The sequence below is a fragment of the Nonomuraea rubra genome (genome assembly GCF_014207985.1).
Taxonomy (GTDB): Bacteria; Actinomycetota; Actinomycetes; order Streptosporangiales; family Streptosporangiaceae; genus Nonomuraea; species Nonomuraea rubra.
On sequence record NZ_JACHMI010000001.1, the window covers coordinates 11,259,622 to 11,272,862 of the forward strand.

At 71.0% G+C, this 13,241-nt stretch carries 13 protein-coding genes; 7 read left to right on the forward strand and 6 right to left on the reverse strand.

The window, feature by feature from the left end; genetic code table 11:
• The first annotated feature begins 8 nt into the window (after nt 1-8).
• Nucleotides 9-1,892 carry a Xaa-Pro dipeptidyl-peptidase gene (locus HD593_RS51340; protein WP_185110148.1) on the forward strand — a complete coding sequence of 628 codons (1,884 nt, stop codon included), beginning with the start codon at nt 9-11 and terminating at the stop codon, nt 1,890-1,892.
• A gap of 86 nt (nt 1,893-1,978) precedes the next feature.
• On the opposite strand, the gene HD593_RS51345 is transcribed toward HD593_RS51340, so the two are convergent.
• Nucleotides 1,979-3,202 carry a M20 family metallopeptidase gene (locus HD593_RS51345; protein ID WP_185110149.1) on the reverse strand — a complete coding sequence of 408 codons (1,224 nt, stop codon included), beginning with the start codon at nt 3,200-3,202 and terminating at the stop codon, nt 1,979-1,981.
• 538 nt (nt 3,203-3,740) lie between these two features.
• Here HD593_RS51345 and HD593_RS51350 point away from each other — a divergent pair.
• Entirely contained in the window at nt 3,741-5,093 is a 1,353-nt protein-coding gene (locus HD593_RS51350) for a peptide ligase PGM1-related protein (RefSeq protein ID WP_246547191.1), read from the forward strand.
• Here HD593_RS51350 and HD593_RS51355 read toward each other — a convergent pair.
• Nucleotides 5,065-5,283 (reverse strand): SCO4848 family membrane protein, encoded by a 219-nt coding sequence (locus tag HD593_RS51355; RefSeq protein ID WP_312904344.1) that lies wholly within the window; start codon nt 5,281-5,283, stop codon nt 5,065-5,067. The genes HD593_RS51350 and HD593_RS51355 overlap by 29 nt on opposite strands.
• Before the next feature lie 83 nt (nt 5,284-5,366).
• On the opposite strand from HD593_RS51355, the gene HD593_RS51360 reads away from it, so the two are divergent.
• Nucleotides 5,367-6,509: a D-alanyl-D-alanine carboxypeptidase family protein gene (locus tag HD593_RS51360; RefSeq protein WP_185110152.1), complete on the forward strand. Its 1,143-nt coding sequence runs from the start codon at nt 5,367-5,369 to the stop codon at nt 6,507-6,509.
• Here the strand turns inward: HD593_RS51360 and HD593_RS51365 are convergent.
• A complete protein-coding gene (locus HD593_RS51365; RefSeq protein ID WP_185110153.1) occupies nt 6,498-7,490 on the reverse strand; it encodes a YihY/virulence factor BrkB family protein in 993 nt (330 codons plus the stop codon). The genes HD593_RS51360 and HD593_RS51365 overlap by 12 nt on opposite strands.
• A 25-nt stretch (nt 7,491-7,515) precedes the next feature.
• Entirely contained in the window at nt 7,516-8,796 is a 1,281-nt protein-coding gene (locus HD593_RS51370) for an amidohydrolase family protein (protein WP_185110154.1), read from the reverse strand.
• Nucleotides 8,797-8,857: 61 nt separating this feature from the next.
• On the opposite strand from HD593_RS51370, the gene HD593_RS51375 reads away from it, so the two are divergent.
• Nucleotides 8,858-9,361 carry a MarR family winged helix-turn-helix transcriptional regulator gene (locus HD593_RS51375; RefSeq protein WP_185110155.1) on the forward strand — a complete coding sequence of 168 codons (504 nt, stop codon included), beginning with the start codon at nt 8,858-8,860 and terminating at the stop codon, nt 9,359-9,361.
• A gap of 15 nt (nt 9,362-9,376) precedes the next feature.
• Here HD593_RS51375 and HD593_RS51380 read toward each other — a convergent pair whose 3' ends face one another.
• A complete protein-coding gene (locus tag HD593_RS51380) occupies nt 9,377-10,234 on the reverse strand; it encodes a haloalkane dehalogenase (protein ID WP_185110156.1) in 858 nt (285 codons plus the stop codon).
• 91 nt (nt 10,235-10,325) lie between these two features.
• On the opposite strand from HD593_RS51380, the gene HD593_RS51385 reads away from it, so the two are divergent.
• From HD593_RS51385 to HD593_RS51395, 3 genes are all read left to right on the forward strand, one after another.
• Nucleotides 10,326-10,784, forward strand: a complete 459-nt coding sequence (locus tag HD593_RS51385; protein WP_312904345.1) for a MarR family winged helix-turn-helix transcriptional regulator — start codon at nt 10,326-10,328, stop codon at nt 10,782-10,784.
• An 81-nt stretch (nt 10,785-10,865) separates the two neighbouring features.
• A complete protein-coding gene (locus HD593_RS51390) occupies nt 10,866-12,056 on the forward strand; it encodes a helix-turn-helix domain-containing protein (protein ID WP_185110157.1) in 1,191 nt (396 codons plus the stop codon).
• A 140-nt stretch (nt 12,057-12,196) separates the two neighbouring features.
• Nucleotides 12,197-12,361 carry a hypothetical protein gene (locus HD593_RS51395; protein WP_185110158.1) on the forward strand — a complete coding sequence of 55 codons (165 nt, stop codon included), beginning with the start codon at nt 12,197-12,199 and terminating at the stop codon, nt 12,359-12,361.
• Between the two features lie 8 nt (nt 12,362-12,369).
• Here the strand turns inward: HD593_RS51395 and HD593_RS51400 are convergent, their stop codons facing one another.
• The gene (locus tag HD593_RS51400) at nt 12,370-13,188 is read right to left on the reverse strand and encodes an alpha/beta fold hydrolase (RefSeq protein ID WP_221525379.1); all 819 of its coding nucleotides are present in this window, start codon (nt 13,186-13,188) and stop codon (nt 12,370-12,372) included.
• Between the last annotated feature and the right edge of the window lie 53 nt (nt 13,189-13,241).

The window sequence follows — 13,241 nt, forward strand, 5'->3', positions numbered from 1 at the left end:
AGACCCGCATGCACCCGTGGAGAGCCCTCTCCGTGCCGCTGGCCGCCTTACTCGTGGCGACCTTGACCGGCACCACCCCCGCCACAGCCGACACCCCGGCCGTGAAGATCGAGAACAACGCGACCCAGCCGGTCTTCTCCAGGGCGGACGCCATCCTGCAGACCGTGTTCGTCGAGGTCGCGGGAACCGACAGTGACAACGACGGCGCCGCCGACAGGGTCGCCGTGGACATCCTGCGCCCCAAGGAGACCGACCAGGGGCTCAAGGTCCCCGTGATCATGGAGGCGAGCCCCTACTACGCCCCCGGCAACGACGTCGCCAACCATCCCGTGGACGTGGACGAGAACGGCGTCCCCCTGCCCGCCATGACCGCGCTGTCGGCCAAGCTCGACGCCGCCGGCCCCTTCGACAGTTACTACGACAACTACTTCCTGCCCCGCGGCTACGCCATCGCGCTGGTGGAGAACCTCGGCAGCGCCCGCGCCACCGGCTGCCCCACCTCGGGCGGCCCGAACGAGACCGCGGGCCCGAAGGCCGCGATCGACTGGCTGAACGGCCGCGCCAAGGGCTTCGACGCCACCGGCAACCCCGTCGAGGCCACCTGGTCCACGGGCAAGGTCGGCATGATCGGCGTCTCGTACAACGGCACGCTGCCCAACGCCGTCGCCGCGACCGGCGTCGAGGGCCTGGAGACGATCGTGCCGATCGCCGCGATCTCCAGCTGGTACGACTACTACCGCGCCAACGGCGGCGTCGTCGCCCCGGGCGGCTTCCAGGGCGAGGACCTGGACGTGCTCGCCAAGTACGTACTGACCAGGCAGAACGGCCAGGAGGCGTGCGGCGGGGTGGTCGACGCGCTGACCGCGGGCCAGGACCGCATCACCGGCGACTACAGCCGGCTCTGGGACGAGCGCAACTACCTCAACGACGTGCGCAAGGTGAAGGCCAGCGTCTTCGTCGTGCACGGGCTCAACGACTGGAACGTCAAGACCAAGCAGTTCGCGCAGTGGTGGTACGCGCTGTCCAAGCGGCACGTGCCGCGCAAGATCTGGCTGCACCAGGGCACCCACATGAGCCCCTTCAACCTGCGCACCGCCGAGTGGCTGCGCCAGCTGCACGGCTGGTTCGACCACTGGCTGTACGGGATCGACTCGGGCATCATGCGCGAGCCGCAGGCGGACGTGGAGATCGGGCCCGGCCAGTGGGCCAGGCACGCCTCGTGGCCGCTGCCCGGCTCGGCCACCGTCCCGCTCTACCCGGGCTCGGGCTCGTCGCTCGGCCTGGTCCCGCGTCCCCGGTCGGCGCCCGAGACGTTCGTGGACCAGAAGGTCCGCACGGCCGAGCAGCTCGTGGAGGCGACGGGGGCCGATCCGAACCGGCTGGCGTACACGACCGGGGCACTGCCCGCGGACGTGCGGATCTCGGGGACGCCGACGGTCTCGGTGCGGGCCTCGTTCAAGGACGGGGCCTCGCCGTACCTGACGGCGCTGCTGGTGGACTACGGCACGGACGTGCGCCCGAACGGGACCCTGGTCTCCACCGGGCAGAGCTACTGCTACGGGCAGGGGGTGCCCGGTGACACGGGCTGCACCACGCTCAGGACGCTCGGCACCGCCACCACCCCGTACAAGATCGTCACCAGGGGGTGGCTCGACGTCCGCAACCGCCACCGCGAGGACCGGTCCGAGCCGGTGCGCCCCGGCAAGGAGTACTCCTTCACCTGGGACTTCCAGCCGACTGACTACCTGTTCAAGAAGGGTCACCGGCTGGGCCTGGTGATCATCTCCACCGACTACGACTACACCCTGCGCTACCCGCCGGGCACCAAGGTCACCGTGTCGCCGGGCAAGTCGGCCCTGCGGCTCCCGGTGGTGCTCGGCAGGCTGCCGTAGCCGACCGCCCCGCCAGAGCGGGGCGCCCTCATCCCAAAAGGACCCCCGCCGGAGTACGGCGGGGGTCCGGGAAACCGGGAGGCCGATCAGGCCATGGCGGAGGTGATCGAGTCGAGCGGGCCGACCTCCCACAGCGCCGTCAGCGCCGTGGTGGCCATCACCCGCACGCCCATCGAGATCGCCTTCTCGTCCACGTCGAACGTGCCCTGGTGGATGTCGTACGTCACCCCGTCGGGCGACCTGGTGCCCAGCCGGGCGAACGCGCCGGGGATCGACTCCAGGTACCACGCGAAGTCCTCCCCGCCCAGCGACTGCTGGGTGGGGACGACGGCGCCCGCGCCGAGGGCCCGCTCGGCCGCCTCGGCCAGCATCTCCACGCTGACCTCGTCGTTGACCACCGGCGGCACCCCGCGGGTGTAGTCCATCGTGGCCTCGACGCCGTAGGCGCCGGCCACCGACTCCAGCAGCGACTTGATCAGGTCGGGGGCGGCGTGCCAGGCGTTCTCGTCGAGGCAGCGGACCGTGCCCTCGGCCACGCCGTCGTCGGGGATCGCGTTGGCGGCCGAGCCGGCCTCGACGCGGCCCCAGACGAGGCTGAGCGACGAGCGCGGGTCGACGCGGCGCGACAGCGCGGCGGGCAGCTCGGTGAGGATCTTGGCCAGCGCGAAGACGAGGTCGGCGGTGAGGTGGGGGCGGGCGGTGTGGCCGCCGGGCCCGGAGACGCGGACGACGATCTTGTCACAGGCGGAGGTGATGGGGCCGCTCCTGAGGCCGACCTGCCCCACGTCCACGCGCGGGTCGCAGTGGAGGCCGAAGATGCGGTCGACGCCGCTGATGCCGCCCTGGGCCATGACCTCCAGCGCGCCGCCGGGAAGCTCCTCGGCGGGCTGGAAGATCAGGCGTACCCGGCCGGGGAGCAGGCCCGCGGCGGCCTGCTGGGCCAGGAAGAGCGAGGTGCCGAGCAGGACCGTGGTGTGCACGTCGTGCCCGCAGGCGTGGCAGGCTCCGGCCACGGTCGAGCGGTAGGGCGCGTCCTTCTCGTCCTGCAGGGGCAGCGCGTCGATGTCGGCGCGCAACGCGACGGTCGGCCCGTCGCCGTTGCCCACGTCGCAGATGAGGCCCGTGCCCCTGGGCAGCACCGAGGGCGTCAGCCCGGCGGCGGTGAGCCGCTCGGCGATCCGCTGTGTCGTGCGATATTCGGCGAAGGCCAGCTCGGGGTGCATGTGCAGGTCGCGGCGGAATGCCACCAGGTCCTGCTCGGTCTCCGCCAGGAACGCGTCGAGTTCCCCCCGAAGCTCACGTCCCCGCATATGTCACCGTCCCGTCCCATGCCGCGAGCCCCACACGTGCTGGCCATCGCGGCTCGTGCGCTCCAAGAAAACTCTCCATCCCGCGGTGGCCACCCGGGTTGAGCGGCCGCTCGGCGAAATCAAAAGACACACCCACTGGTTTCGGTGCGCGAGATCGTCAGCACGGGCTTCGCAGTCAACTGTCGCGAGTGCCGCTGCAGCCCGGGAGCACAGCGGTCGGCCGTGAGCCCGATGGCGATGCTTCGACTTTATCGCTACCGTGCGGCTTCGCGGCGGCAGATACCCCAAAAGTTGCCTGACTGCAGGACCGTAACCGCAGGTGGGTCACGTTCCGTAGGCATGCGCCTGATCCGGAAATAGTCACAAGGGATCAGTAGATCGTGACCCGATGCTGTCAGTTCAAACGTGGTCAGCGATTCCGAATCCTGTCACCTTCTGTCATGGTCATCACACTTCAGCGATGGCTGCATTTGAGAAGAATGCGTGTTTCACTCGCTGTATGATCACTAATATCCCGTTCGGGGAGAAGAGTGCTGGGTTGAGCATCTTCGAGCCGAGTGAGGGGACCCTGGTGGTCGTGCCCTCGCTCTCCCTTCCGCAGGACGAGCTCCGCCGGATCACGGGAGCCAGGTCGTACGAGGAACGCCTGCTGTTCCTCCTGCTCACGCTCCGCGAGCCCGGGGTCAAGGTGGTCTACCTGTCCTCCGCACCCGTCGATCCCGACATCATCGACTACTACTTCGCCTTCCTGCCCGATCCGGATGACGCGGCCAAGCGTCTGACGCTGATCAGCCTCGACGACCCCTGGTCCCAGCCGTTGACCAGGACCCTGCTCGACCGGCCCGATGTGATCGAGCAACTGCGTGCGGCGATCGACGGCGACGCTTGGCTCGTCCCGTTCGTGCTGAGCGAGCTCGAGGAGGAGCTCGCCTCGCTACTCAACGTTCCCCTCTACGGTCCCGCCACGTCCCTTTCCTATTACGGCTCCAAGAGCGGGGCACGGGAGGTGGGACATGAGGCCGGCGTGCCGATGGCGCGGGGTTTCGGCGACATCCGCTCCGAGCTCCAGATCGAGGAGGCGGTGGAGGCGCTCCCCGGCGAGCGGGTGATCGTCAAGCTGAACGACGCCTACTCGGGCCTCGGCAACGCGATCGTCACGAAGGCGGACCGATCGCTGGTCAACTTCTCCGCGGCGGGAGAGACCTGGGCCGACTACCTGCGCAAGATCAGGGAGCGCGGCGCGGTGGTGGAGGAGTTCATCGAGCATAGGCCGCTCTACTACCCCAGCGCGCTGGCTCAAATCACGCCGGGCGGACAGGCCCAGGTGCTCGCCACGCACGACCAGGTGCTCGGCGGCCTCAACGGGCACGTCTACCAGGGCTGCACGTTCCCCGCGGCGCCCGAGTACCGCGCCGAGGTCGGCGAGTCGGCCGCGCGGATCGCGGGGGTCCTGGCGGAGCGCGGCGTGGTCGGGCTGTTCGGGATGGACTTCTTCGCGCTGAAGGCCGACGCCGGGTACGCGGCGCTGCTGTGCGAGATCAACCTGCGGATCGGCGGCACCACGCATCCGTTCGGCGCCGCCGTACTGACGACCGGGGCCAGATACGATCCGGCCACCGGCCAGCTCATGTCCGGTGACCAGCCGAAGTTCTACACCGCCACCGACAACTGCGCTTCCGGCTGCCTTCGCGGGCGTACGCCCGGTGAGGTGATGCGGACGGCCGACCGGCTCGGCCTCGGCTTCGACGCCGAGCGGCGCACCGGCAACGTCTTCCACCTGCTCGGCGCCATCCCCGAGCACGGCAAGCTGGGCTTCACCTCGATCGGCGACTCGCGGGAGGAGGCCGACGAGCTGCACGCACTCACCCGGCGGCTCCTGTGCGGTCCCTGACCTGGCGCAGCCCGCGCCAGCCGATCACCGCCAGCACGGCGCCGAGGACGACGTTGACCACGATCAGCACGCCGTGCACCACGTAGAAGGCGGTCGGGTGCCCATCGGCCAAGTTAAACCCCAGGTTCACCCACTCGAAGATCATGAACGCGCCGAGAACGATGAGGAAAACGGCGATCTTTCGTGACACATGTACCTCTCTAGCATCGAACGTGGATCTTCGGGGGATGTGTCGCCACATGCGCATTAACACGGAGCTACGCTGAGACCGCCATGTGGACGAAACTCGTGCCGGTCGCGGCACTCATCGCCTCGGTCACGCTCACCGGCGGGACCGCGTACGCCGAACCGACGACGCCGGTCGGCGGCGAGGCGCTGGGCAGCCGCGGCCTGATCGCCCCTGCGGGCGTCAAGAAGCCACCCAAGAGCAAGGCTACTTCGTACGTCATCGCGGACGCCGACACGGGTGAGGTGCTCGCCGCCAAGGATCCTCACGGGCGATACCTGCCGGCCAGCACGCTGAAGACGCTGACCGCGATCACCCTGATCCCCAAGCTCGACAAGAACCGCAGGATCCGGCCCAGCCACAACGCCTGCAACCAGGAGGGCAGCGCGGTCGGCCTGTCGCCGAAGGCCACGTACAAGGTCGAGGACCTGTTCAGGGCGCTGATGATGTCGTCGGGCAACGACGCCGCCATGGCACTGGCCGAGACGAACGGCAGCCTGGCCAAGACCATGAGCGACATGAACGCCGAGGCCAAGCGGCTGCAGGCGAACGACACCGTGGCCAAGACGCCCAGCGGGCTGGACAAGCCGGGGCAGAGCAGCTCGGCGTACGACCTGGCGCTGATCGCCCGCGCGGGGCTGGCCAACCCCGACTTCCGCCGCTACATCAGCACGAAGACCGCCAAGTTCCCGGCGCCCAAGGGGTACTACGAGATCAGCAACCACAACAAGCTGCTCTGGCGCTACGACGGCATGGTCGGCGTGAAGAACGGCTGGACCTCGAAGGCGCAGGCCAGCTTCGTCGGCGCGGCCACCCGCGGCGGCCACACGATCGTGGTGAGCATCATGCGGCACGAGGGCGGCTTCTGGGACGAGGTGACCCAGCTCCTCGACTGGGGCTTCTCGGTGCGCGGCAAGACCACCCCGGTCGGCCGGCTCGTGGACCCGCTGCCGGCCTCGGCGCTCGCCGCGCCCCAGCCGTCCGGCGCGCCGGGCGCGCCGAACGCGTCGGCCTCGCCCGGCGTCTCCGTCACGCCGGCCGCCCAGCCGCCGCTGCTGGACACCGCAGCCTCCAAGCAGACCGACTCCACCAGGACGGTCGGCTCGCTGGTGATCGGCGGGGGCCTGCTGTTCGGGCTGATCTGGCTCGGGTACGGCATCCGCCGCAAGCGCGGCCGCTCACGCCTCTGACCGCCGCGACGGCGCCGGCCCGGGCGCCGGGCCGTCCCCCGGCGGGCCGTCCACCTCCGTGGACGGGATCGGCGACGGGGACGGCGGCGGGCAGAGCCCGGCGGTGGCCGTCCAGGCGGCGACGAAGAGGATGAGCCGGGCCGAGAAGTTCATCCAGACCAGCAGGCCGGCGATGGCGGCGAACGCGCCGTACACCACGTTGCCCATCGTGCTGGCCAGCAGCAGCGTGGCGATCTGCTTGAGCACCCCGAACAGGATCGCGCCCAGCAGGGCGCCCTTGGCGATCACCCGGAACGGCTGGGTGGGCCTGGCCACCCAGCCGAGCAGGATCACGAACAGCAGCCAGTCGGCCCCCACGCTCGCCGTCACCCCGGCGACCCGCAGCGTCAGCCAGCCTGCCAGCGAGTCCCCGCCGAACACGAGCTTCATGACGTGGTCGGTGGCGGTCGTGGCGAACCCCGCGACCAGCACGGACGAGATCGCCGTGACGCCCAGCAGGATCAGCGAGGCCAGGTCGCGCAGCTTGCCGAGGAAGAAGTCGAGCGGCGGCGCGGTGGTCATCGACATCTCGCGCAGCGCCCCGCGCAGCGCGTCCAGCGCGCCGAGCCCGGCGTAGAGCAGGCCGAGCAGGCCGATGATGCCCGCGGTCGTCTTGGCCTGGGCGATCTGCTCCAGGTCGAAGTTCAGCTTGTCCATGATGCCCGGCAGCCGCTCGGTGATCGCCTGGTTCATCGCCTCGCGGGTGGCCTGGCTGGTGGCCACCACGAAGCCGAGCACCGAGTACCCCAGCACCAGCAGGGGGAAGAAGGACAGGAACGCGAAGTAGGTGACCGCACCGGCCAGCCGGTCGCCGGACTGGAGCTGGTAGCGCTGGGCCGCCCGGACGAGATGGTCGAGCGAGAGCCTGCGTACCCGCCAGTGGTCCAGCTTGACGCGGCCCCAGGCCTTCACCGAAGCGACGCGTTCGGTAAGACTCGCCATCACACCCCTCTTCCCGCGGCGGCGATCACACGGCGACCACCGCCCCGGCGGTCTCCGCCAGGGCCGCCAGGACCGATGCCAGGTCCTGATGGAGCATCTGCCCACCTCTCTTCAGCACACGCCCCGCGACCATGACCGTGTCCACGCAACCGGTGTCGGCGTTCAGCACGATCGCGCCGATGGGGTCGTGCGCGGCGGCCATGCCGAGCGTGTCCGTACGCAGGAGCTGCAGGTCGGCCTGCTTGCCCGGCCGCAGCGAGCCGACAACGTCGCCGAGCCCGACCACCTGCGCGCCCTCGATGGTGGCCATGCGCAGCGCGTCGCGGGTGGTGAAGCCGAGGCCCGCGCCGCCGGGGCGGCCGCGTTCGAGCAGGTGGGCGGTGCGCATCTGGCTGAACATGTCGCCGGGCGAGCACACCACCGTGTCGGCGCTGAGCCCGGTCGGGATGCCCGCCGCCCTGAGGCTGCCGGTGGTGGGGTAGCCGAGGCCGAGGCTCATCTCGTCCACGGGCGAGACCGAGGCGGTGGCGCCGGTGGCGGCGATGCGCTTGAGCTGCTCGTCGGTGTAGTGCAGGGCGTGCACGAACGTGGTCGGGGTGGACAGCAGCCCGTTGTCCTCCAGGAAGGCCAGCCCTCTGGCGGCGCTCTCGCCGCCGTGCCCGCCCAGGTGCGCGGTGACCGGCAGGCCCAGCTCGGCGGCCACGCGCCACTCCGCCAGGGCGCGCTTCTCGCCCGCGATCTCCGGCCCGATGGCCGCGACCGCCATCGTGACCAGGCCGGGCGTGTCGAACAGGGTCTCGCGGACGCGCCGGGTCTCCTCTGCCACCCCGCCGTTCCGGCCGCCGTAGCAGTAGCCGAAGACGGCCCTGATGCCGGACTCGCGCAGCGCCCGTACGGCGGCCTCGGTGTGCTCGGGGCTGAACTGGGCGTGGGACCAGTCGAGCAGCGTGGTGACGCCGGAGTCGAGGCACTCCAGGGCGCCGGCCAGGTTGCCCGCGTAGAGGTCGCGCGGGCGGTGGCGGGGGGCGAGCTCGGTGATGATCCGGCGCATGTAGCCGCCGAAGTCGACGTCGGGCGCGACCGCCCTGATGCCGGCCTGCCAGGTGTGGCGGTGCGTGTCGACGAACCCGGGCAGCACGAGCCGCCCGGTCGCGTCGATCACCTCGGCGCCCGGCTCGGCGGGCAGGCCGGGACCGACCGCGGTGATCGTGCCGCCGTCCACGCGTACGTCCACCCGGCCCAGCACCACGGGCTCGGGCTCGGTGTCGATGACGACCCCGTTCTTGATCAGGATGGTGGATGTCATGCCTGAAAGCTTAGAAAGAAGCTTTTAAGAAAGCAATCCCCTGATGGGTATCCTCGATCCCGTGAAACCGGACGAGATCGACGCGATGGTGCCCCGCTGGCAGGAAGCGGGCCTGTCGTCGTCGCTCATCGCCACCCTGGAGCTGGGCAAGCGCGTCTCGCGGCTCAACCAGCTGTTCGAGCAGGCGATCAAGGCCGATCTGGCGGAGCTGGGGCTGACGTACGCGGAGTTCGACGTGCTGGCGGCACTGCTGCGGGCGCCGTCCTGCCGGATGCGGCCCAGCGAGCTGGCCAAGTCGCTCTTCCTCACCTCGGGCGGCATCAGCAACGTGCTGCAGCGGCTGAGCGCGGCCGGGTACGTCGAGCGCGAGGCGGACGAGGGCGACGCGCGCAGCCGCTGGGTACGGCTCACCGGCGAGGGGCGCCGCATGGCGGAGGCCGCGCTGGAGACCACCGCCGGCGCCTACCACGACGTCAGCGCGGGAGTCCCCGAGGAGGCCGTCCGGCAGGCGGCCGACGCGCTGCGCGAGATCCTCACCCACCTGAGCCGCCGCCGCTACCGCTGACCTGCGGGGACGGCCTCACAGTCCCTGCCGGGCGGCCCAGGCCGCGACGGCGGTGGCGATGGCGCCAGGGCTGTCCTCCGGCGCGTGGTGGCCCGCCGGGCCGCAGTGCTCGATCTCCAGGGCGGCGATGTTCTCCGCGCACCAGGCCGCCATCCGCTCGGTGATGAGCAGCGTCGGCGAGGAGTCGAAGGTGAGCAGCAGCTTGGGCACGTCACCGCTGCCCGCCAGCCACCTGCCGTAGGCCTCGATCCGCTCGACCACGTCGGCGGGCTCGCCACCGATCGGCTGCGAGCGCGCCCACTCCAGCAGCGGCCGCCGGCTCTCCCGCGTCGGGTACGGCTCCAGGTACGGCCGCCGCTCCCGCTCGCTCAGCGGGTGCAGCACGCCTCCGGTGAACGCGGTCTCCAGCAGGAGGTTCTTGTCGAGCACCAGCGACTCGCCGTCGGCGCTCCTGATCGTCTCAGCCCTGGCCCGCGGCCCGTCGCCCAGCTCCGCCCAGCTCAGCGGCCGCACGAAGGTCTCCAGGAACGCCACGCCGCGCACCCGCCCCGGGTGGCGGGCCGCCCGGTCGAAGGCCAGGGCGCCGCCCCAGTCGTGACCGACCAGCACCGCCTCGTCGAGCCCCAGCGCGTCGAACCAGGCGTCGAGGTACCGGGCGTGGTCGGCGAACCGGTAGGCCAGGCCGGGCTTGCCCGAGCGGCCCATGCCGATCAGGTCGGGGGCGAGCAGGCGGCGGCCCGGCCCGGCCACGCCCGGCAGCACCTCGCGCCAGATGTGCGAGGAGGCGGGGTTGCCGTGCAGGAAGACAAAGGGGACACCCTCTCCGGATTCCTCGTAGTACATCTCGGAGTCGAGCACGTCGATCTTCGGCATGATGGTTCCCAATCCGTTCGAGTAACTAACGTTCGTGCCGCTAACGAAGCTACATCGTTAGTGCCACTAACGCAACGGTAGGATCGCGGCTGTGACGTACGAGATGGACGAGCAGTCCACCCCCGAGCAGCTCCGCGCGCTGCCCAGCCGGATGCTGACGCAGGTGGCGATGTACAGCGACCGGCTCGCCGGCGAGCGCCTCGGCGCGGTGGGCGCCCGCAAGTGGCACTACGCGGCACTCGTCGCGCTGCACGCGTCAGGCCCCGCGAGCCAGGCCGAGCTGAGCAGGCGCACCGGCATCTACCGCAGCGACATGGTCGCCGTACTCAACGAGCTGGAGGAGCACGGCCACGTCGAGCGCGCGCCGGACCCCGCCGACCGCCGCCGCAACGTCATCACCATGACCGCCTCGGGCCGCCGCCACCTGGAACGGCTCGACCGGCTCGTCGCCGACCTTCAGGACGACCTGCTCGCGCCACTGACCGGACCGGAACGTGAACAGTTCTCCGCTTTGCTCGCCCGGCTGTGGGCCCATCATTCGCGGGCCTGAGCAGGGCGGAAACCACTGCGGGCGCACATCGGGAGCCCTAGCCTGAGTGCAGTTGGGACCGATCCAGGAGGCGTCACGCCCATGGCCGAAATCAGCACCGGGCAGATGGTCAGGCTCCAGCGCGAGCGCCGGGGAATGAGCACCACCGCGCTGGCCACCCAGTCCGGCTGCACCCCCAGGCACATCGAGCTGATCGAGCACGGCAAGAGAACACCCTCGCTCCCCTTACTGCGGGAGATCGCCAAGGTCCTGGGCGTACGCACCGCCGTGCTGCTGGGTGAGACCCCGCGCGACTCCCACGAGCCCAGCAGGCCGCAGATCAGCGACATCGAGCGGGCCCTGTTCACCAGCTCGACGCTGCGGCCCGACATCGAGCCGCCCGACGCCGAGCAGGTCTCCGAACGGGTGGCGGCGGCCCGCAACGCCTGGTTCACCTCGCAGCGGCGCTACTCGATCCTCATGGCCGCGCTGCCGTCGCTCGTCACCGACGCCGAGAGCCTCGCCCTGGAGCGCACGCACCGGTCGTACAGCGTGGCGACGGACGCGTACCTGCTGGCCAGAGGGGTGCTCAAGCACCTGCGGCGGGTGGATCTGGCGCATCTGGCCGCCGACCGGGCGATGCGCTTCGCCGAGGAGTCCGCCGATCCGCTGATGATCGCGTGGGCGTACTGGAACCTGGGGCAGTCGATGTTGTCGGACGACATGCACCAGATCGCGTACGACGTGGCCCGGCGCGCCATCGAGCAGCTCGAACCGCACGTCGGGGACGGCGACGAGCGCCACGTCAAGGCGCTCGGCGCGCTGCACCTGCTCGCCGCCATCGGCGAGGCCCGCATGGGGGCCGACGACCAGGCCAGGGAGCGGATACGCGGCCCGGCGGCACGCCTGGCCGAGCGCGTCGAGGACTCCTCCGGCGTGTACGACCTGGCCTTCTTCGGCCCCACCAACGTCGCCATCCACATGGCCAGCATCGAGAACGACACCGGCCGGCCCGAGGCGGTGCTGCACCTGGCCGACGACATCGACCTGCGCCGCACGCCGTCCATCGAGCGCCGCACCACCCACCTCGGCCACGTCGCCCGCGCCTGCGAGGACACCGGCGACGACGCCGCCAGCCTGCTGCACCTCCTGCGCATCGAGCGCGAGTGCCCCGAGGAGCTCGACCACAAGCTGCTGCTGCGCGAGATGGTCCGGTCGCTGGCGCGGCGGGCCAGGCCGTCCTGGGCGCCGGAGGTGCGTTATCTCGCCGAGCGGCACGACATCCCCATCTGACCACTGCGAACTCTGATGACCGCTGCGAACTCTGAGTTCGCGCGATACGAACGGGGAGATCTTTCGCCAGAGTTCGTCACGGAGCGCCGTGCCGGTGCGACTCTGCGTCCATGACCAGAGCGCCGAGTGCCGATTTCGTCATGGAACGACTGCTTCAGGAGGCCACGCGAGAGTTCCCCGGGTGGTCGTTCGCACGAGATCATTCCGGATGGACCGCCGTCCATGACGAGACCCGCCTCACCAGGCCCAGCCTGGCCGCCCTGCGTGCCCTGCTGCGCGTGCACCGGGCAGCCAGGAGATCATGAGCCCCCGCCTATGACTCGCCGTACACCTCGGCGGCGAGGGAGGCGATGACGGCGGCGACGCGGTCCGGGGCCTTGGCGTGGGCCGAGTGGCCCTGGCCTGGCAGGAGCACCCGGCGGGGGTGCGGAAGGGTGCGTTCCAGTGCGTCCAGCCGCTCCCCCAGGTGTGCCGGGCTGCGGTCGCCGCCCAGCAGCACCACCGGCGCCCGGATGCCCGCGTACGCGTCCAGGCGGACCCCGAGCGCGTCCATGGCGACGTTGTCCTCGATCTGGCGCGGAGCCAGGGCGCGCATCCGGGGCGTCACGGCCACGAACCAGCCCGCCAGCAGCGCCGCCCAGCCGGGCAGCCCCACCGTGTCGCGGACGAAGATGCGCATGGCCCGGCCGGGGCGGCCCGCGGCGATGGCGGCGCGGGCGCGGCGGTGGACCTCGCCGCCCGGACCTCCCAGGGGCGGGCCGATGACGGCCGGGGGCTCGTAGAGCACCGCGCCCGCGAAGGCGGACGGCGCCGCCACCATGGCCTCCAGCGCGATCACCGCGCCCGAGGAGTGCCCCGCCAGCAGCACCGGCCCGCCGCCGATCGCCTCCGCCATCGCGAGGACGTGCTCGACCTCCTGCGCGACCGTGCAGGGGGCCCGCTGGTCCAGGTCCAGCCGGTAGCGGCGGCGGTGGAGGCGGACGACCCGGTGGTGCGGGGCCAGCCGCGCGGCCACCGCCTTCCAGGAGGTCCCGTCGTCCAGGCCCGGGTGCAGGACCAGGACGGCGGGTCCGCCGCCCTCGTCGACGGCCCGCGCCTCCGTCCCGTCGGCTGCCTTCGCTGTGATGATCATGGCCAGGCTCCTTAGCGATGCTAAGTGCAATTTAGCGCCGCTAAGGAGCGCTG

What these genes read in the sequence shown, in the direction of transcription:
- HD593_RS51340 (WP_185110148.1), top strand. Translation starts at nt 9, where the DNA reads ATGCACCCGTGGAGAGCCCTCTCCGTGCCGCTGGCCGCCTTACTCGTG.
- HD593_RS51345 (WP_185110149.1), bottom strand. Translation starts at nt 3,202, where the DNA reads ATGCGGGGACGTGAGCTTCGGGGGGAACTCGACGCGTTCCTGGCGGAG.
- HD593_RS51360 (WP_185110152.1), top strand. Translation starts at nt 5,367, where the DNA reads ATGTGGACGAAACTCGTGCCGGTCGCGGCACTCATCGCCTCGGTCACG.
- HD593_RS51365 (WP_185110153.1), bottom strand. Translation starts at nt 7,490, where the DNA reads ATGGCGAGTCTTACCGAACGCGTCGCTTCGGTGAAGGCCTGGGGCCGC.
- HD593_RS51370 (WP_185110154.1), bottom strand. Translation starts at nt 8,796, where the DNA reads ATGACATCCACCATCCTGATCAAGAACGGGGTCGTCATCGACACCGAG.
- HD593_RS51380 (WP_185110156.1), bottom strand. Translation starts at nt 10,234, where the DNA reads ATGCCGAAGATCGACGTGCTCGACTCCGAGATGTACTACGAGGAATCC.
- HD593_RS51390 (WP_185110157.1), top strand. Translation starts at nt 10,866, where the DNA reads ATGGCCGAAATCAGCACCGGGCAGATGGTCAGGCTCCAGCGCGAGCGC.
- HD593_RS51395 (WP_185110158.1), top strand. Translation starts at nt 12,197, where the DNA reads ATGGAACGACTGCTTCAGGAGGCCACGCGAGAGTTCCCCGGGTGGTCG.
- HD593_RS51400 (WP_221525379.1), bottom strand. Translation starts at nt 13,188, where the DNA reads ATGATCATCACAGCGAAGGCAGCCGACGGGACGGAGGCGCGGGCCGTC.